General features: G+C 71.7%; 15 protein-coding genes. 5 read left to right on the top strand and 10 right to left on the bottom strand.

From position 1 onward, the window contains the following. Positions 1 to 362 precede the first annotated feature (362 nt). The 3 genes from ACIGWZ_RS36780 to ACIGWZ_RS36770 form a co-directional block, all read right to left on the bottom strand. Positions 363 to 1,319 (bottom strand): RNA polymerase sigma factor, encoded by a 957-nt coding sequence (locus ACIGWZ_RS36780; RefSeq protein WP_400071933.1) that lies wholly within the window; start codon positions 1,317 to 1,319, stop codon positions 363 to 365. Between the two features lie 149 nt (positions 1,320 to 1,468). Then, a complete protein-coding gene (locus tag ACIGWZ_RS36775) occupies positions 1,469 to 2,836 on the bottom strand; it encodes a carotenoid oxygenase family protein (RefSeq protein ID WP_400071931.1) in 1,368 nt (455 codons plus the stop codon). Positions 2,837 to 2,952: 116 nt separating this feature from the next. Beyond that, positions 2,953 to 3,648: an alpha/beta hydrolase gene (locus tag ACIGWZ_RS36770; RefSeq protein ID WP_400071929.1), complete on the bottom strand. Its 696-nt coding sequence runs from the start codon at positions 3,646 to 3,648 to the stop codon at positions 2,953 to 2,955. A 302-nt stretch (positions 3,649 to 3,950) separates the two neighbouring features. Between ACIGWZ_RS36770 and ACIGWZ_RS36765 the strand changes: the two genes are divergently transcribed. After that, on the top strand, positions 3,951 to 4,631 hold the full coding sequence (locus tag ACIGWZ_RS36765; RefSeq protein WP_400071927.1) for a DUF998 domain-containing protein: 681 nt from the start codon (positions 3,951 to 3,953) through the stop codon (positions 4,629 to 4,631). After that, positions 4,628 to 5,314 (top strand): TetR/AcrR family transcriptional regulator, encoded by a 687-nt coding sequence (locus ACIGWZ_RS36760; RefSeq protein WP_400071925.1) that lies wholly within the window; start codon positions 4,628 to 4,630, stop codon positions 5,312 to 5,314. Before ACIGWZ_RS36765 ends, ACIGWZ_RS36760 begins: the two co-directional genes overlap by 4 nt. 225 nt (positions 5,315 to 5,539) lie before the next feature. Here ACIGWZ_RS36760 and ACIGWZ_RS36755 read toward each other — a convergent pair whose 3' ends face one another. The 3 genes from ACIGWZ_RS36755 to ACIGWZ_RS36745 form a co-directional block, all read right to left on the bottom strand. Next, entirely contained in the window at positions 5,540 to 6,868 is a 1,329-nt protein-coding gene (locus ACIGWZ_RS36755; protein ID WP_400071923.1) for a class I SAM-dependent RNA methyltransferase, read from the bottom strand. Positions 6,869 to 7,020: 152 nt separating this feature from the next. Beyond that, complete coding sequence (locus tag ACIGWZ_RS36750; protein ID WP_400071921.1) at positions 7,021 to 9,075, bottom strand: APC family permease; 2,055 nt, start codon at positions 9,073 to 9,075, stop codon at positions 7,021 to 7,023. A 217-nt stretch (positions 9,076 to 9,292) separates the two neighbouring features. After that, positions 9,293 to 11,320: an NAD-binding protein gene (locus ACIGWZ_RS36745; RefSeq protein WP_400071943.1), complete on the bottom strand. Its 2,028-nt coding sequence runs from the start codon at positions 11,318 to 11,320 to the stop codon at positions 9,293 to 9,295. A 354-nt stretch (positions 11,321 to 11,674) separates the two neighbouring features. Between ACIGWZ_RS36745 and ACIGWZ_RS36740 the strand changes: the two genes are divergently transcribed. Both ACIGWZ_RS36740 and ACIGWZ_RS36735 read left to right on the top strand, forming a co-directional pair. Then, positions 11,675 to 12,343, top strand: a complete 669-nt coding sequence (locus tag ACIGWZ_RS36740; protein WP_400071919.1) for a potassium channel family protein — start codon at positions 11,675 to 11,677, stop codon at positions 12,341 to 12,343. Beyond that, the gene (locus ACIGWZ_RS36735; protein WP_030062961.1) at positions 12,340 to 13,011 is read left to right on the top strand and encodes a TrkA family potassium uptake protein; all 672 of its coding nucleotides are present in this window, start codon (positions 12,340 to 12,342) and stop codon (positions 13,009 to 13,011) included. The genes ACIGWZ_RS36740 and ACIGWZ_RS36735 overlap by 4 nt, the downstream gene beginning before the upstream one ends. Before the next feature lie 65 nt (positions 13,012 to 13,076). Here the strand turns inward: ACIGWZ_RS36735 and ACIGWZ_RS36730 are convergent, their stop codons facing one another. The 4 genes from ACIGWZ_RS36730 to ACIGWZ_RS36715 form a co-directional block, all read right to left on the bottom strand. Beyond that, on the bottom strand, positions 13,077 to 13,937 hold the full coding sequence (locus ACIGWZ_RS36730) for a DUF3159 domain-containing protein (protein WP_400071916.1): 861 nt from the start codon (positions 13,935 to 13,937) through the stop codon (positions 13,077 to 13,079). A gap of 3 nt (positions 13,938 to 13,940) precedes the next feature. Further along, positions 13,941 to 14,339, bottom strand: a complete 399-nt coding sequence (locus ACIGWZ_RS36725) for an OB-fold nucleic acid binding domain-containing protein (RefSeq protein ID WP_400071914.1) — start codon at positions 14,337 to 14,339, stop codon at positions 13,941 to 13,943. Positions 14,340 to 14,508: 169 nt separating this feature from the next. After that, positions 14,509 to 15,192, bottom strand: coding sequence for a response regulator (locus tag ACIGWZ_RS36720; RefSeq protein ID WP_400071912.1), 684 nt, complete (start codon positions 15,190 to 15,192; stop codon positions 14,509 to 14,511). A gap of 88 nt (positions 15,193 to 15,280) precedes the next feature. Then, a complete protein-coding gene (locus tag ACIGWZ_RS36715; protein WP_400071910.1) occupies positions 15,281 to 17,836 on the bottom strand; it encodes an ATP-binding protein in 2,556 nt (851 codons plus the stop codon). A 275-nt stretch (positions 17,837 to 18,111) separates the two neighbouring features. Between ACIGWZ_RS36715 and ACIGWZ_RS36710 the strand changes: the two genes are divergently transcribed. Next, on the top strand, positions 18,112 to 18,654 hold the full coding sequence (locus ACIGWZ_RS36710; RefSeq protein ID WP_400071908.1) for a GNAT family N-acetyltransferase: 543 nt from the start codon (positions 18,112 to 18,114) through the stop codon (positions 18,652 to 18,654). The last annotated feature ends 114 nt before the right edge of the window (positions 18,655 to 18,768 follow it).

The raw sequence follows: 18,768 nt of genomic DNA, 5'->3' as shown, positions 1-18,768 counted from the left end.
CGAGTCCCGGTCCGAATTCCGGCATGCCGAAATCGTTCCCGGTGAGGGGCCGTGCAGTAGTGGTGTGCCGCGAAGCGGCGGGATGGCTGCCCGGGACCTGCTGGCCCCGTGGCAACTCGAAGAACTTACACGATCATATGGGTGCGGCACGAATTGGGGGCGTCCTCAGTGGATCGAGGGCCGGGATCGGCATCGGCGGCGTCGTCCCCTCCCCTCTCACCGACGCTGCCGACCGCGGCTGCCGCGTGTACGTCCTGGCCGATGCCGTGACCAACCTCGCCCCCGCCCCCGCCCGCTAATCGACACCGCCGGTCTGCGCGCGCTGCTGCTGTCGGCCTGACCCGCGCCGTCCCCCGGGCCGCTCAGAGAACGGGCCGGGGGAAGACCACCCGCAGCCGCTCCACGCGCCGATTGCTCCGGAACATCAACCAGGCCAGGCGCGGCGGGCAGGGGTCGGCTATGCCGACAGGGTTGGTCACGTCCATCTCCCAGACGGTGATGGAGCGGCTCGCCACCACATGGCTCAGATGCTGGCGTACGCCCTTCTCCAGGACTCGCCGCAGCACGGGGACGGGGTGGACGTGCTCCCCCGGCCGGCCGAGGACGCCGACCATCTCGGTCTCCTTCGGCCACAGCTCGGAGATCTCCCGCGGCAGATGGCCACGCTCGGACGCCACGAGGGTGGCCACTGCCTCGTCCCTGCTGTCCTCGGTGAGCGCGGACGCGTCGCCGTGCGCCTGCTCGGCGCTCGCGAGCAGCGCCTGCGCCAGCTTCTCCCGGGCCTGGTGGAGGCGGCTGCGCACCGTGCCGACCGGCACCTCGCACACGTCGGCGATCTCCTGGTAGGCGGTGATGCCGCTGAAGTGCCGCAGGATCAGCACCAGCCTCAACTGCGGCGGGAGTTGCTCCATCGCGCCCCAGATCCAGTCGCGCATCGCGTGCTGCTCGATGACCATCTCCGGCTGCGAGGGCTGCGAGGGTTGCCACGGCGCATGGTCGCGCAACGGCAGATGGTCGAGACCGTCCAGTCCGGGCGTCTCGCGCGTGGCGCGCAGCCGCATCCGCGACGCGTTGCGCACCACCGCCCGCAGCCAGGCCCCCACGGCCGTCGGTTCCCGTACGTCGCCGATGCGGCGCAATGCGAGGAGCGCGGCTTCCTGCATCACGTCGTCCACGTCGGAGCCGGAGCCGAGCAGGCTCAACGCGACCGCCCGCATCGATGCCTGGTGACGCGCCAGCAGCAGTCCGAGGGCTCCGGTCTCGCCGCTCTGCGCCCGGCGGGTGAGGTCCTCGTCCGAGGGCGGGACGATGGGCACCATGTCCGGACTCCTTCGTGGTTCCTTCATGCGTGCTCGGGACGACGTGCGCGAAGAGTGGAACGGGCGCAGCGGGCCGACCGGTCCCTTCCCTGGAAAAGGCGAGGAAATACGCGGGGGGGGGAGGGCCCTCTGCGTCCACCAGCAGGGCCTCAGGTCTGCTCCACGTCCGCTGGTTCCGGCAGCCAGCTTCCGTGGAAGCCGGCCGGGACCGGATACGGCAGTTCCACCACGGCCTGGACGGTGAGGTCCGTGGCATCGAGGACGAGGAGTTCGCCCGCGCCTGCGTCCTCGTACGAGACGAGCGACAGGAGCCAGCCCTCGTCCTCGCCGGTGCCGTCCGCGGCCGGAACGAAGACCGCCTCGCCCGGGTAGCGGCTGCCGGGCGTCTCATGGATCCGGTCGGCGCGGAGGGCGAGGTCGTGTTTGGTGATGCCCTCGTCGGAGACGGTGTACAGGTAGCGGTTCGGGCGGCCGGTGAGGTTCTCGTTGTGGGTGGGGAACTCTGCGGCGCGGTCGCCGAGTCGGGTTTCCGTGACGCCGCCGGTGGCCGGGTCCAGGGTCCAGCGGTGCAGGACGGACGCGGCCCTGCTCCGGACCGCCGGGCCCGGTTCCCGCCCCGCGCCGAAGCCGCCGATGTCCGTCCAGGTCCGCTGAAAACCGGCCCGGTCGTAGCGCACCGTGTCCAGCACGATGCGGCCCTCGGCGTCCTCGTACGCGTTGCCGACGTGGAAGACGTAGCAGGGATCGATGGTGTACCACCGCACATCGGTGCTGCCCGGCGCGCGCGACATGACGCCGAGGCGGGCGCCGTACGCCTCCTCCCACCGGTACGGCGGGCCGCCGCGAGCGGCCAGGGCGGGGTCGAGGACGACGGGCAGGTCCATCCAGACGATGTGGTGCTCGGTGAGGGCGAAGTCGTGCATCAGCGTCGGGCCCGGCACGTCGACCGGCCGGCTGTCGAGCAGCAGCCCCTCCGCGGTGACCCGATGGTAGGTGACGTACGGCGGGGTGACCCCGGCGCCGAACAGGTGCAGTTCACCCGAATCCGGATCCACCTTGGGGTGCGCGGTCATCGCCGTCGTCAGGCGTCCTTCGAAGTCGTACGGCCCCACGGTCTCCAGGGACGGAGTCACCCAGTGGGGCAGCCCGGCCTCGCACAGGGCCAGTACGGTCCCCGCATGCCGGATCACGTGGGTGTTGGCGGGTGTCGCCGCGAGGTCGACGGTACCGTCCGCGCGGAGGAGCGGATGGCCGTCCAGCTCCCGTGTGCGGACCCATCGGTTGCGGTACCACTCGGCGCGTCCGGCGCGCAGCCGGATGCCGTGCAGCATGCCGGAGCCGGTGAACCAGTGGCCCTTGTCCTCGCCGGGCAGCGGGTTGGGGCCGTTCCGCAGATAGCGGCCGTCCAGGTCGGGCGGCAAGCAGCCGCGCACGGTGAGAGCGCCCGCCCTGTGCTCCTCGGACACCGGGGCGAAGCGGCCGCGCAGATACAGGGGGAGAGTCGTCTCGTCGGCCATGCCGCCGTCCTCGTGTCCGTATCGCCAAGTGGCGCGCTGTGATGCGGTGACGTGTGGTTGCGCGGAGTCCTTGTGGACCCCGGGAAAAGGCACGGGGTCCACAAGGGCCGGGCGGGTCACTTCCCCGTGGCGGCCTTCTTGATGAACGCGGCGACCTCGGCGGGCCTGGACACGTAGACGGCGTGGCTGCCGCCGGTCTCGGCCACGGTCGCACCGGCCCGCTCGGCCATCATGCGCTGGGCCGGCGGCGGGATCATGCGGTCGTCGGTGGCGACCAGATAGAAGCTCGGCTTGCTCCGCCAGGCCGGGTTCGCGACCGGTCCACCCAACGCGTCAAGGCCCCAGGGCACTTGGGAGTCCGCGAGGAAGCGGGCCTCGCCGGCGGGTAGGTCCCCGGCGAACGACGCCGCGAACTTCTCCCGATCGAGGAAGAGGAACCCGTCGACGGGCGGCAGGATCGGCGGCACGGGAGCGCCGGGCGGCGGGTCGGCGATCAGCGTGTTCACCGACTCGCCCTTGTCGGGCGCGAACGCCGCGACGTACACGAGCGCGCTGACCTTCTCGTGGTTGCCCGCCTCGGAGATCACCGCGCCGCCGTAGGAGTGGCCCACCAGGACTGTCGGGCCGTCCTGCGCGTCGAGGACCCGCTGGGTGGTGGCCACGTCGCCGTCGAGCGAGAGGGTGGGGTTCTGAACGACGCTCACGTGGAATCCGTCGGTACGCAGCTGGTCGTAGACCCCTTTCCAGCCGGATCCGTCGACGAATCCGCCGTGGACGAGAACGACGTTCCTTGCTTCCGGAATGGTGCTCACGGTGTGCACTCCTTCGTGCGGTGTGGTGGTGCCGGACGGTGGTGCGAGTCGTGCGGAGACGCTGCCCTGTTGCCGCCCAGCGCCCCGATGCCGATGCCGATGACAACGCCGATGTCGATGTCGATGTCGATGTCGATGTCGATGTCGATGTCGACTAGATGCAGCGCACGGGACGGAGTTCGATCCTTGCGACGTGATGCCCGTCACACCATAGAGCCGCTAAGTGGATAAGTCCATCCACTTACTGTTAGCGTGAAGCGGCGGGGCGGATGCCGCTCGGTGGCGTCGCGAAGGGAGTTCCGATGGCACGCAGATGGTGGCTTCCACTGGGAGCGGTCGTCCTGATCGTGAACGTGGTGCAGTGGGTGGTCGGCGAGGCCATTGCCGCGGCGGCCTGGACCGATCCGCCCTACAGCTACGCCGCGAACTACATCAGCGACCTCGGGGTGCCCGACTGCGGCACGACGTTCCAGGACCGCGCCATCTGCTCGCCGGACCACCAGCTGATGAACACGTCGTTCGTCGTCCAGGGAATCCTGTTCGCGGCGGGGCTGATCCTGCTGTCCCGGGTGCTCAGGCGTCGCGCACGGCGCGTGGTCGTCGCCCTCGCGCTCGCGCACGCGGTGGGCTTCCTGCTGGTCGGCCTCTTCCACGGCTCGCAGGACGGCGCGGACTACGGCCTGGCCCTGCACATGGTGGGGGCCACCGTCGCCATCCTGAGCGCGAACACCGCGGTGATCATGTCGGGTCGCCTGCGGCGCAGCCTCGACATCCAACTGCCGTCCGTGTACCGCCTCTTCAGCGTCACGGTCGGCATCCTGGGCCTGCTGGGCGTAAGCCTGGCCGGCGTCTCGGCGAGCACGGCCGGCGTCTTCGAGCGCGCCAGTGTCTACTCCTGGCTGCTGTGGAGCGTCGTGACCGGCGTCTTGATCCTGGCCAGGACGGTGCGCCGCGCCGCCGTCGTGGAGAATGTCCCGGCGTGAGCCGGGAACCACAGCACCGCCCGCTGCGCGCGGACGCGGAACGGAACCGTCAGCTGATCATGCGGACGGCGGACCGCATGATCGCGGAGCGCGGGTCCGCCGTCACCCTCAATGAGATCGCGCGCGAGGCGGGCATCGGCGTCGGGACGGTGTACCGGCGCTTTCCCGACCTGCAGATGCTGATCGACGCCCTGTTCACCGAGCGGTTCACCGCGTTCCTCCAGCTCGCGAAGGCCGCCGAGCGCCACGCGGACCCGGGGCAGGCACTGCGCCACTACCTGCTGGAGGCGGCGCGGTGGCGGGCCGACGACCGCGCACTGGACGTCATCCTCGGCAACGCGAGCATCGACACGGAACCGATCGCCGGCATGCGCGACGAACTCGGCCGCCACGTCGACGGCCTGGCCGAGCGGGCGGTGGCCGCGGGCGCGGTCCGCGAGGACTTCGCAAGCGCCGACGTGTACGCCTACCTGTACATGATCGGCGCGGTCGCCGACCGCACCCACGTCGTCGCCCCCGATGCCTGGCGCCGCTACGCCGAGGTCCTGCTGCTGGGGTTCGGACTGGAGCGGGAGCCGGCGCAGCACACGTCACCGATGGACGACGCCCAACTCCGCCGCACCTGGCCCGGCCCCGGGCCCGCCCCACGACCACTGGGCGACGCCGGACAGGGAGACGCGTAACGCTTTCCCGGCGGGGCAGTTCGCGCGCCTCACCACTGCGCTCCCGAGTACCGGGGCCACGAGCCGCGCCACATCACTGCCGCCCGGTCAGGAGAAAACCGGCATCGAGGCGTGGCCCGCATGCGCAGACACGCCTCTCCAGCACCTCACCGAAGCCGTCCCGAAGCCGTCCCGACGCCGCCCCCCCGCTCCGCCCAAGCCCGGCGCACCGAGCGAAACCGCAGGTCAGCGGCTCTTCTCGGCCCGCTCGAGGATCGCGACGCACTCCACATGATGCGTCATCGGAAACAGATCGAACGCCCGCATCCGCCGCGGCACATACCCCACCTCGGCGAAGTACTTCAGGTCGCGGGCGAGGGCGGCCGGGTCGCAGGCGACGTAGGCGATGCGGCGGGGGGTGAGGGAGGCGAGGTGGTCGACGGTCTTCTTGCCGGCGCCGGCGCGGGGCGGGTCGAGGACGACGAGGTCGACGTCGGTGATGCCGGTGCGGGGGAGGATCGCCTCGACCTTGCCGTGTTCGATGCGGACGCGGTCGAGGTCGGCGAGGTTGTGGCGGGCGTCCTCGACGGCGCGTTTGCCGGATTCGATGCCCAGGACGGCGCCCTTGTCCCCGACGCGTTCGGCGAGCGCGCCGGCGAAGAGGCCGACGCCGCAGTACAGGTCGAGGGCCATATCGCCCTTCTTGGGCATCAGGCCCTGCATGACGGCACCGACGAGGAGGTCGGCGGCCTTCGGGTGGATCTGCCAGAAGCCGCCGTTGCCGACCCGCCAGGTGCGGTCGGCGGCGCGTTCACGGACGAAGGGGCGGCCGTGGACGCGGTGGACCTGTTCGTCCTTTTCGCCGATGCGCAGGACGGAGACGGGCTTGTCGAGTTCGACGATCGGCAGGCGGCCGCCGGGCTTGGGGGTGAGGATGACCTGGCGGTCGTGGGAGCCGGTGGCGGCGATCGCCTCGATGGTGGCGATGGTGGGCCAGTCGCGCTTCTCGATGCCCAGCTCGGATACGCCGGGGGCGGCGATCATGCAGTGGGTGACCGGCTCGATGTCGTGCGAGCGGTGCTTGCGCAGGCCCGCGTGGCCGTCGGCGTCGACCGCGTACTGGACGCGGGTGCGCCAGGCCGGTACCTCGCCCTTGGCGACCTTGTCGCCCGGGGCCGGCTCGACGGTGCCGTCCCAGCGGGCGTCCTCCGGCGAGAGGCCGGCCAGCCGCTCCAGCTGTTCGGCGATGACCGCGCCCTTCAGGCGGCGCTGGGCACCGGGCGCGGCGTGCTGCCAGTCGCAGCCGCCGCATTTGCCGGGGCCGGAGAAGGGGCAGGGGGCCTCGACGCGGTCCTTGGAGGGCGTCAGGACGGTCACCGCGTCGGCGCGCAGGAAGCGGGCGCCTTCCTCGCCGTGGGTGACGCGGGCGATCACACGCTCGCCGGGGAGGGTGTGGCGTACGAAGAGGACCTGGCCCTCTTCCGTGCGGGCGACGCAGTGGCCACCGTGGGCGACCGGGCCGACCTCGACCTCGTACTCCTCGCCGACCAGCGACTTCTTCGGTTCTGTCTGCATGGCGGGGAGGGCTCCTGGGGTGCGGGGCGACAAGACGGTGACGGCCGGCCTCCGGGCGGGAGGCCAGCCGTCAAGTCTACGTCCCGTCGCGCGGTGCGCCCTACTCATGGGCGGCCGCCGACTCGCGACGGCCGCGACTTCTCGGGCGGCCGCTACTTCTTGACGGCCGCCTTCTCCTTCTTCGGCTGGGCGGAGACCGGGCCGCGCCGTACCGCACCCGGAGCGCTCCACTCGGCGCGCTTGCGGGCGCGCAGCTTGGCGGCCTCGGAGGAGTCCAGCTGCCAGGGCACCGAGGTGACCATGACCCCAGGGGTGAACAGCAGGCGGCCCTTGAGGCGCAGGGCGCTCTGGTTGTGGAGGAGGTGCTCGTACCAGTGGCCGACGACGTACTCGGGGATGAAGACCGAGACGGCGTCGCGCGGGCTCTCCCGGCGCACCGACTTGACGTAGTCGATGAACGGGCGGGTGATCTCGCGGTAGGGGGAGGCGAGGACCTTGAGGGGGACCTCTATGCCGCGGCGCTCCCACTCCTCGCGCAGGGCCTTGGTGTCGGCCTGGTCCACGTCCACGCTGACGGCTTCGAGGGTGTCGGAGCGCATCAGCTTGGCGTAGTTCAGGGCGCGCAGGGTGGGCTTGTGGACCTTGGAGACCAGGACGATGGAGTGCACGCGGGAGGGGCGTACGACGTCGTCGTCCGGGGTGTCCTCGGCGGCGATCTCGTCGGCGACCCGGTCGTAGTGGCGGCGGATCGCGCTCATCGTGACGAAGAAGATGACCATGCCCAGCAGGGCCACCCAGGCGCCGTGGGTGAACTTCGTCAGCAGGACGACGACGAGGACGAGGCCGGTGAAGAACGCGCCGAAGGCGTTGATGGCGCGGGAGCGGTGCATCCGGTGGCGCTTGGCCGGGTCCTTCTCGGTCAGCAGATGGCGGTTCCAGTGGCGGACCATGCCGATCTGGCTGAGCGTGAAGGAGACGAAGACGCCGACGATGTAGAGCTGGATGAGGCGGGTGGAGTCCGCGCCGTAGAGGTAGGTCAGCACGGCGGCGGCGCCGGCCAGCAGGACGATGCCGTTGGAGAACGCGAGGCGGTCGCCGCGGGTGTGCAGCTGGCGCGGCAGATAGCGGTCCTGGGCGAGGATCGAGCCGAGCAGCGGGAAGCCGTTGTAGGCGGTGTTCGCGGCCAGGAAGAGGACCAGGGCGGTCGCGGCGGCGAGGACGACGAAGAGGAACGAGCCCTTGCCGAAGACCGCCTCGGCGACCTGGGAGATGACCGGGTTCTGGGTGTAGCCCGAGCCGAGCGGCTTGCCGTGGTCGAGGAGGTCCTTGGCCGGGGTCTCCGCCATCTTGACGTGGGTGGTCATGGCCAGCGCGATGATGCCGCAGAACATGGTGACGGCCAGGCCGCCCATGAGGGCCAGCGTGGTGGCGGCGTTCTTCGACTTCGGCTTGCGGAAGGCCGGCACGCCGTTGGAGATCGCCTCGACGCCGGTCAGCGCGGCGCAGCCGGAGGAGAAGGCGCGCAGCAGCAGGAAGATCAGGGCGAAGCCGGCCAGGCCGCCCTGCTCCGCGTGGATCGTGTAGTCGGCCGTGGGGGCCTTCATGCTGTCGCCCATGACCAGGCCGCGGACCGCGCCCCAGGCGATCATGATGAAGACGCCGGCCACGAAGATGTAGGTGGGGATCGCGAAGAGCTTGCCCGACTCCTTGACCCCGCGCAGGTTCATCAGGGTCAGCAGCACGATGATCGCGACCGCGCAGAGTGTCTTGTGCTCCACGACGAAGGGGATCGCGGAACCCAGGTTCTCCACCCCGGAGGAGATGGAGACGGCGACGGTCAGGACGTAGTCGACCAGCAGGGCGCTGGCGACGGTCAGGCCCGCCTTGGGACCGAGGTTGGTGTTGGCGACCTCGTAGTCGCCGCCGCCGCTCGGGTAGGCGTGCACGTTCTGCCGGTACGACGCCACAACGGTGAACATCAGCACCACGACCGCGACCGCGATCCAGGGGCTGAAGCTGTACGCACTCGCACCCGCGACGGACAGGACGAGCAGCACCTCGCCCGGCGCGTAGGCCACGGAGGAGAGCGGGTCGGAGGCGAAGACGGGGAGTGCGATGCGCTTGGGAAGCAGGGTCTCCCCGAGCTTGTCGCTGCGCAGTGCGCGCCCGATCAGGATCCGTTTGGGCACGTCGGTCAGTTTGGACACGGAGAGGATGCTAAGCCTTCGTCAAGGCCCCCGCCCACCCGCCACCCGCACGGGTGGCCGCGGCGGTGCGCCCCGCGACTCCCCTGACCTGCGCGGCACTGCCCGGGAGCGCGGCACCCGCACATAATCCGCACGTCGCGGGCACAGATCGTCCGCGGAACTCCTGATGCGGGTGGTGTGCGTGGTTTTCGTCACGGTCGCTCCCGGGTGGCCGGCCTCAGCCCCTCCGGGCGTCGGCGGGGCGCGGCGGGCGCCGGGCCAGCAGGTCGCCGAGCCCCTGACGGGTGGCGGCGAGCAGCACCCGGTCCTGGGGCCGCAGGACGTAACCGTCGCCCAGTTCGTGGACCAGCTGCGCGGGCGCGCGCTCCGCTCCCGGCTGCGGCGCGCCCGCGGCGGCGTCCGGCTCCGCCTCGCCGGGCGCGGAGGTGTCCACAGCGAGCACCCGCAGCCGCCCCGGCCGCAGCACCTCCGCGACGGTACGGCCCTCCAGGGCGGCATGCCCGCGCACCGCGACGCGGGCCACCAGCAGCACCCGGCGCTCGACGGGGATCGCCCCCAGGATCTGGCGGCCCATCATCGCTCCGGCGAAGGCGGGCGCCGCCAGGAAGGAGGTGCTGCGGCTGCGGGTCAGCGCGTGCGGGTGGGCGGCGCGCAGGGTGCGGTAGACGGCGGTGGCGAACCGGTCGTCGAACAGCCGCAGCGTCACCCGCAGCCGCGGCTTGACCGAGCGGGCGTAGAGGGCGGCCTCCAGGTTGGTGGTGTCCTCGCTGGTCAGCGCGAGCAGGGTGTGCGCCCGGTCGACCTTCGCGGCCTCCAGGACGCCCTCGTGGGTGACGTCCCCCAGGACGGTCGGCACCCGCAGCCGGCGGGCCAGCGCGATGCCCCGCGCCTCGGGGTCGGCCTCGATGCACACCACCGGGATGCCCATTTCGTGCAGCCGGGTCAGCACCCGGGTGCCGACCTTGCCGAGCCCGAGCAGCACCACGTGCCCGGACAGCCCGCGCGGCGGACGGCGCAGGGCGGAGGCGCTGCGGAAGGTGCCCAGGCCCTCGAACGCCGCGGCGACCAGCACCGGCAGCAGCAGCATCCCGGTGAGGCCGGACAGCAGCTGGATGATCTTGCGGGGCGTCGACTCGCCGAGCGCCGGGTCGTCGATGGCGAACAGGTCGAGGAGGGTGAGGTAGGCGGCGTGCAGCGGCCTTTCGCCGGTGGCGAGGGTGGAGGCGACGGCCAGCGCGAGGACGGCGCCGACGACACCCGCCAGCGACCAGCGCAGCCGCCGGGAGAAGAGGGAGGCGAGCGGGGCGCCCCGGCCCCGCAGGAGGCGCGGGCGCACCGTCCGCCCCGTATAGGAGACGGCCTCCAGGACGATGGTGCCGCGCCCGTCGGCCGCCGCGGCCGTCCCGTCGTCCGGCAGCAGCACCGGGCCCTCGTCCCCGGCGGCCGGACCCGACGCCGGCCCCGGGGCGGGAGCCGGGCCGACAGCGGCGGGCGAGGCGTTGTCGACGGCGGCCGGATCGGTGGCGGCCGGATCGGTGGCGGAGATCGAGAGGACCGCGAGGGTGCACAGCCCCGGCCCGGCGGGCCGCCCCGGCGGCACCGGCGGGCGCTCCACGGCGCGCAGCAGCAGCCCGTCCGCCTCGATGACCTTGCTGGTCCCGGCGACCGCGGTGGCCGCCAGCGCCGGGGCCACCGTGTCGGCGTCGGACAGCACGGTGGTGGAGGCATCGCCGGGCGCGGCCTCCGCGCCGCCCGGGGAGGCGACCGTCGCGGCCTGGTCGAGCAGGGCCTCCAGATGCTGGCCCAGCTTGCGGTTGTAGAGCCGGATCACCAGCCGCAGCCGGGGGTTGAGGCGGCGGGCGCGCAGCGCGGCGTGGATGTTGAGCTCATCGTCGTCGTAGACCAGGGCCAGTGCGCCCGCCTCGGCGATGCCCGCCGCCGTCAGCACGGCGTCGTCGGCCTCCGCCGCCTCCAGGATCCGTACCGGCTCCTCGGGCGCCGCGTCACCGTCGTCCGCTCCGGCGGGCGTCACCGGCTCGTTGGGCAGCAGGGTCGTGCGCGCCACCGCCGCCGACACCCGTCCCAGCAGCGCCGTGGCGCGGCCCAGGGCGCGGGCCGGCGGTGGAATGCGGGGCCGGTGCGGCTCCCGGGCGGAGGGGACGACAAGCGTCACCCGTTCGCGGTAGACGTCCTTGAGTTCCGCGGCGAGCCGGTGCGCCAGCGCATCGTCACCGCAGACCACCATGTGGGGGGCGTAGGAGCCCTGTTGGGGCTGCTGAGGCAGGTTGGGCACACCTCGTAGCCTGCCTTACGCGCGCCACCCGGCGCAGCCCGGCGCGCATTGCCGGCGCACCGCCCGGCCGGTACCGCATCCGACCGGCGCCTACCGCGCCCCTTACCGGGGACGGCATTACGGCTACGGTTGTACCGGACCACGGCCGCGCCCAACGCGCCCGTTGATGCGTACGAGGTCCCGGTCGCGAACCGTAGCTTCGCGACCGCGAGCAGTGGCCGCGTGTCGCCGGCACTCGGAGAAGAAAGAGTTGAGCAGGGTGTTTGGGCAGGTCAGCGCGCTAATTCAGGGCACGGGGTAATCAGCATGCACATCGTCATCATGGGGTGCGGTCGCGTGGGCTCCGCGCTCGCGCAGACCCTGGAGAGCCAGGGGCACACCATCGCGGTGGTCGACCAGGACCCGACCGCCTTCCGCCGCCTGGGCTCGGCCTTCGGCGGCCGCCGGGTGACCGGTGTCGGCTTCGACCAGGACACCCTGCGGGAGGCCGGCATCGAGGAGGCGGGCGCCTTCGCCGCCGTCTCCAGCGGCGACAACTCCAACATCATCGCCGCCCGGGTGGCCCGTGAGATGTTCGGCGTCGAGAACGTCGCGGCCCGCATCTACGACCCGCGCCGCGCCGAGGTCTACCAGCGCCTGGGCATCCCCACCGTCGCCACCGTCCGCTGGACCGCCGACCAGATGCTGCGCCGGCTGCTGCCCTCGGGCGCCGAGCCGATGTGGCGCGACCCCAGCGGCGGCGTCCAGCTCGCCGAGGTGCACACCTCCCCGGCCTGGGTCGGCCACAAGATCAGCAAGCTGCAGGAGGAGACCGGCGTCCGCGTCGCCTTCCTCACCCGGCTGGGCGAGGCGATGCTGCCGACCTCGCAGACGGTGCTGCAGGAAGGCGATCTGGTGCACGTCATGATGCGCACCGACGAGGTCGAGAAGGTCGAGGCGGCATTCGCCAAGGGTCCCGAGGAGGCGCACGCATGAGGGTCGCGATCGCGGGAGCCGGTGCGGTGGGCCGTTCCATCGCCGGTGAGCTGCTGGAGAACGGGCACGAGATCCTGCTCATCGACAAGGCCCCGACGGCCATCTCGGTCGAGCGGGTGCCGCTGGCGGAATGGCTGCTGGCCGACGCCTGCGAGATCACCTCGCTCGACGAGGCGGCGCTGCAGCGCTGCAACGTCGTCATCGCGGCGACCGGCGACGACAAGGTCAACCTCGTCGTCTCGCTGCTCGCCAAGACCGAGTACGGCGTGCCCCGGGTCGTCGCCCGGGTCAACAACCCCAAGAACGAGTGGCTGTTCAACGAGTCCTGGGGCGTCGATGTCGCGGTCTCCACGCCGCGCCTGATGTCGGCCCTGGTCGAGGAGGCCGTCAGCGTCGGCGATCTCGTACGGCTGCTGCGCTTCAGCCACGGCGACGCCAACCTCGTCGAGCTCACCCTGCCGCCGGAGGCCGCGCTGGCCGGTACCCGGGTCGGCGATGTGGAGTGGCCCGAGGACACCTCGCTGGTGACGATCATCCGCGGTACGCGGGTGCTCACGCCCAACAAGGAGGACGCGCTGGAGGCGGGCGACGAGCTGCTGTTCGTGGCCGCCCAGTCGCGCGAGGAGCAGCTGGAGGACCTTCTGTCGGTGCGGCGGACGGACGCCTAGCACCGCCGGACACACGCCGGGGCCCGGGAACCAAGCGGTTCCCGGGCCCCGGCGTTTCGTGTGCGTCAGCGGCGGTGGCGCGGCCCCTGCGGGCGTTCGACCGCCTCCGCGGCGGCCTGGGCCACGATGTCCTGGTGGATGTCGTCGGCGAGGCCGGTCAGCGCCTCGTCCTCGACGCGGCGCCGCTCCGCCGCCTCCCGCTCGGCCTTCTCCGCCTTCTCCCGCTCCTCCTCCGCCTCCATCTCGGCGAAGACATCGATCGGCGCCGGCGCCTTCGTCAGGAAGACCCAGGTGAGCCAGACCGCGAGCAGGAACGGCGGGATCTTCAGCGCCACCAGCACCCAGCCGAGCTGCGCGGTGTCCGCCCACCAGTACAGCGGGAAGAGAATCGCGCACTTGGCGAGCAGGATCAGTCCCCAGGCCCAGCTGGCCTTGGCGTAGGCCTTCTTGCGGCCCGGGTTGCGGGTGCGCCAGGAGAGGTTCTCCTTGAACACCGGGCCCAGGATCAGGCCGATCAGGGGGACGCCCGCGAGCGTGGTGAGGATGTAGGCGAGGGCCAGCCCGAGCGTGTAGAGCATGCCCGGCAGATAGAAGTCCTTGGCGTTGCCGGTCATCATCGCGAAGACCACGCCGAAGGCCACCCCGAAGACACCGCTGAAGGCGTGCTTGACGGTGTCCCGGCGGATCAGGCGTACGGCGGTGAGGACCAGGGCTACGGCCAGCGCGGCGATCGCCGAGATGTGCAGGTCCTTGTTGACCGTGAAGATCGCGACGAACAGCAGGCCGGGGAGGACGGTCTCCACCGTGCCGCGGATGCCGCCGAAGGCCTCGAAGAGCGCCTTCTCGGTCACCGCTCTGCCGTCCGCGTCCGGGGCGGCGGGGTCGGTGGTCTGTCGGTCGGTGGTCGGTCGGTCGTGAGACGGCACCGGCTACTCCTGTCCGAGCGGTCGGAGTTCGTACTTCGGGTTGAAGAGCACCCGGCGTCCGTGACTCAGCGAGACCCGGCCCGAGGCGATGAGCTTACGGCCCGGCTCTATCCCGACGATGGAGCGGCGTCCGAGCCACACCACATCGAGGGCGGCGGAACCGTCGAACAGCTCCGCCTCCAGCGCGGGCACACCGGCGCGCGGCCGCAGCGTGACATGCCGCAGGGTGCCGGTGACCTTGACTATCTGCCGGTCGTCGCAGTCGCAGATGCGCGTACACCCCGTCGCCTGCGTGTCCTGCTGCAGCTCGGCGCTCTGCAGCTCCTCCTCGGAGGACGACAGCCTGTCGAGCATCCGGCGGAAGCGACCGGCCGGCTTCTCGGATCGGGTCCCAGCACTCATAACCCCAGCGTACCGGTGGCCCCCGCCACAGATCACGGTCCGCCCGGCAATCCTGTGGCCCCGGCCGCCGCCCCGGGCCTCACTGCTCGAACCGATATCCCCTCCCCGGCTCCGTGATGCTGCATCCCCCGGGGGACAACCCCCGAGCCCCCGGCCGCCACCCCGCACCTCACTGCTCGAACCGATATCCCATCCCCGGCTCCGTGATGAAATGCCGCGGATGCGAGGGATCGCTCTCCAGCTTGCGGCGGAGCTGGGCCATGTAGACCCGCAGATAGTTGGTCTCGGTGCCGTACGAGGGGCCCCACACCTCCTGGAGCAGCTGCTTCTGGCTGACCAGGCGGCCCTGGTTGCGGACCAGGACCTCCAGCAGGTGCCACTCGGTGGGGGTGAGGCGGATGTCGCGGCCTCCGCGGTTGACCTTCTTCGCGGCGAGGTCGACGGTGAAGCCCTCCGTCTCGACGATCACCTCGTCCTCGGCGGGCCCGGTCGGCTCGGCCCTGCGCACCGCGGCCCGCAGCCTGGCCAGCAGCTCGTCCATGCCGAACGGTTTGGTGACGTAGTCGTCCGCCCCCGCGTCCAGCGCCTCGACCTTCTCGTCCGAGGTCTGCCGGGCGGAGAGCACCAGGATCGGCACCCGCGTCCAGCCGCGCAGCCCCTTGATCACCTCGACGCCGTCCATATCGGGCAGTCCCAGGTCGAGGACGATGACATCGGGGTGGCGGGCGGCGGCAAGTTTGAGGGCGGTGGCGCCGTCGGGGGCCGCGTCCACCTCGTACTTGCGCGCCTTCAGGTTGATCACGAGGGCGCGGACGATCTGCGGCTCGTCATCGACCACAAGCACCCGGTTCACTGGCGTTCTCCCTTGTGGTTACGGTCTGTCGGTCCCCGCCGGGCCGGGCCCGTGGGGGAAGTGGTCGGGATGGTCCGGGCGGCCGGGCTCATGTGATGGCCTGGGCCGGCACGTCGGGGCGGACGGGGGGTCTGCCGGGCGCGGCCGGCAGGGTCAGCACCATCGTCATGCCGCCTCCGGGGGTGTCCTCGGCGGCGAGCGTGCCGCCCATCGCCTCCGCGAAACCGCGGGCCACGGCGAGGCCCAGCCCCACTCCGGCGCCGCGCGGGGCGTCCCCGTAGCGCTGGAAGGGTTCGAAGATCCGGTCCTTGGCGCTGTCCGGGACGCCCGGCCCGCGGTCGGCTATCCGCAGCTCCACCCGGTCGCCGAGCGCGCTGGCCGAGACCAGCACCGTCTCGCCGTCCGGGCTGTATTTCACGGCGTTCTCGACAAGATTGGCGACCGAACGTTCCAGCAGCCCCGGGTCGACGGCGACGATCGGCAGCTCCTCGGGGATGTCGAGGGTGACGCTGCCCTCCGGCACACCGCCGAGCGCCATCGGGACCACCTCGTCGAGGTCGATCTCACGGATCAGCGGGGTGACCGTGCCGGTCTGCAGCCGGGACATGTCCAGCAGATTGCCGACCAGGTGGTCGAGCCGGTCGGCGCCCGCCTCGATACCCGCCAGCAGCTCCGCCTCGTCCTCCGGGGACCAGGCGACGTCATCGGAGCGCAGGGACGTCACGGACGCCTTGATGCTCGCGAGCGGGGTACGCAGATCATGGCTGACCGCGGCCAGCAGCGCCGTCCTGATCCTGTTGCCCTCGGCCAGCTCGCGGGCCCGCTCCGCCTCACCCACCAGCCGCTGCCGGTCCAGTACGACGGCGGCCTGGGCGGCGAACGCGGCCAGCACCCGGCGGTCCTCCGCGGGCAGCACCCGGCCGGTCAGCGCCAGCGCCATATGGTCACCCACCGGCATGTCGACATCCGCGTCCTCGGGGCGCAGCAGCGGCTCGCCGTCCTTGGCGTCACCGGCGCGGCCCGCACACGTCCACGGCTCGACGTCGCCGGCGCGCTCCAGCAGCACCACCGTCTCCATGCCGAAGGTCTCCCGTACCCGCTCCAGCAGGGCATCCAGGGTCGTCTCACCGCGCAGCACGCTGCCTGCGAGGAAGGAGAGGATCTCCGACTCGGCGCGCAGCCGGGCGGCCTGATGGGTGCGGCGGGCGGCGAGATCCACCACCGAGGCGACCGACACCGCCACCGCGAAGAAGACCACGATCGCGACGATGTTCTTCGGGTCGCTGACCGTGAGGGTGTGGGTGGGCGGCGTGAAGTAGAAGTTCAGCAGCAGCGAGCCGACCGCCGCCGACGCCAGCGCCGGCAGCTGCCCGCCGAGCAGCGCCGCGACGACCGTCAGGAAGAGGAAGAGCAGCACGTCGTTGGCGAGCCCCGGGCCGTTCGCGATGCCGGTGAGCAGCAGCGACAGGAGCGCCGGACCGACCACGCCGACCAGCCAGCCGGCCACGATCCGGGCCCGGCCCAGCCGCGCCCCGCGCGCCACCGGCAGACCCCGGCCCTTGGCCACCTCGTCGTGCGTCACGATGTGCACATCGAGGTCGGGCCCCGACTCACGGGCGACCGTGGCGCCCACCCCCGGCCCGAAGATGTACTGCCAGGCCTTGCGCCGACTCGACCCCAGCACGATCTGAGTGGCGTTCACCCCGCGCGCGAACTCCAGCAGCGCGAGCGGGATGTCGTCCCCGATGACGTGATGGAACGTACCGCCCAGGTCCTCCACCAGCGTGCGCTGGACGGCCAGTTCCTTCGGCGAGGCCGAGGTCAGCCCGTCGCTGCGCGCTATGTAGACGGCGAGCACCTCGCTGCCCGAGCCCTTCGCCGCCATCCGGGCCGCGCGGCGGATCAGCGTACGGCCCTCGGGGCCGCCGGTCAGCCCGACGACGATGCGCTCCCGCGCCTGCCAGGTGGAGCGGATCGAGTGCTCCGCCCGGTACTCCTGCAGATACTCGTCCACACGGTCGGCGACCCACAGCAGCGCCAGCTCGCGCAGCGCGGTGAGGTTGCCCGGCCGGAAGTAGTTGGACAGGGCGGCGTCCACCTTCTCGGACTGGTAGATGTTGCCGTGCGCCATCCGGCGGCGAAGCGCCTGTGGCGACATGTCGACCAATTCGATCTGGTCCGCGCGGCGGACGACCTCGTCCGGAACGGTCTCCTGCTGACGCACACCCGTTATCGACTCGACGACGTCCCCGAGTGACTCCAGATGCTGGATGTTGACCGTCGAGATCACATCGATCCCGGCCTCCAGCAGCTCCTCGATGTCCTGCCAGCGCTTGCCGTTGCGGGAACCGGGGATGTTGGTGTGCGCGAGTTCGTCGACCAGTGCGACGGCCGGCCGCCGTTCCAGTACCGCGTCCACGTCCATTTCGGTGAATGACGTGCCGCGGTACTCCAGCACCCGGCGCGGGATGTGCTCGAGGCCGTGCAGCATCACCTCGGTACGGGGCCTGCCATGGTGCTCGACGAAGCCCACCACGACATCCGTACCGCGCTCCATGCGCCGGTGCGCCTCGGACAGCATGGAGTACGTCTTACCGACGCCCGGTGCCGCGCCGAGATATATCCGTAGCTTGCCGCGTGCCATGGCCCCATTGTCTTACGTGAAGGCCGCCCCCACCGGGCTGGGCCTGCTGCGACCCTACAGACCCCACAGGGGGATAAAAGCCGCAGGTGGCGGCTTGGGGTGCGGTCTTGACGCGACTCTGATACGTGGGCCGCCGGGGCCGGCAAACGCCCCGCCCCGAGGGGAGGCCCCGCAGATACCCGGGCCCGACCGTCGCACAGGACCGGCCGGCCGCACGGGCGCCGGCCGTCGAAACTCCGTCGCCCGGGCGCGCACCGACTGCGAGGATGCCCCGCATGACCGAGTTGTACACCGCCCATACCTCCGCCCTGGACGCCGCCACCCTCGAGGCGGCCCGCACCCTGCTGTACGACGTGTTCGACGACGTCTTCGACGAGGTGACGGCGGAGGACTGGGAACACTCGCTCGGCGGTATCCACGCGCTGGTCCACGAGGACGGCGAGCTGATCGGCCACGCGTCCGTCGTCCAGCGCCGGCTGCTGCACGGCGGCCGGGCGCTGCGCTGCGGCTACGTGGAAGGCGTCGGCGTCCGTGCGGACCACCGCGGCCGGGGCCACGGCGCCGCCATGATGGAGGCCTTGGAACGGGTGATACGCGGCGCCTACGACCTCGGCGCACTGGCCGCCGCCGACGGCGCGGCGGACTTCTACGCGGCACGCGGCTGGCAGCTGTGGCGCGGCAGCTCCCGGACCCTGACCCCGGACGGCATCCGCCGCACACCCGACGCGGACGGCTGCCTCTACGTCCTGCCGGGGGCGGCCGCTCTGGACCTCGATGCGGACCTCACCTGCGACTGGCGCGACGGCGACGCCTGGTAGTCCGGGGGCCGTTCTCCGCTCGGTTTCCTCCGGGCCTGCTGTCGCGCTGCCCTCTCCCCCGTTCCCCTCGCTCCTCTGACTATCCGACGGTCGACGCCGCGGCATGAGTGCGCT

The organism is Streptomyces sp. NPDC053427 (assembly GCF_044544985.1).
GTDB lineage: Bacteria > Actinomycetota > Actinomycetes > Streptomycetales > Streptomycetaceae > Streptomyces.
This window is presented reverse-complemented; position numbering and strand designations above follow the sequence as displayed.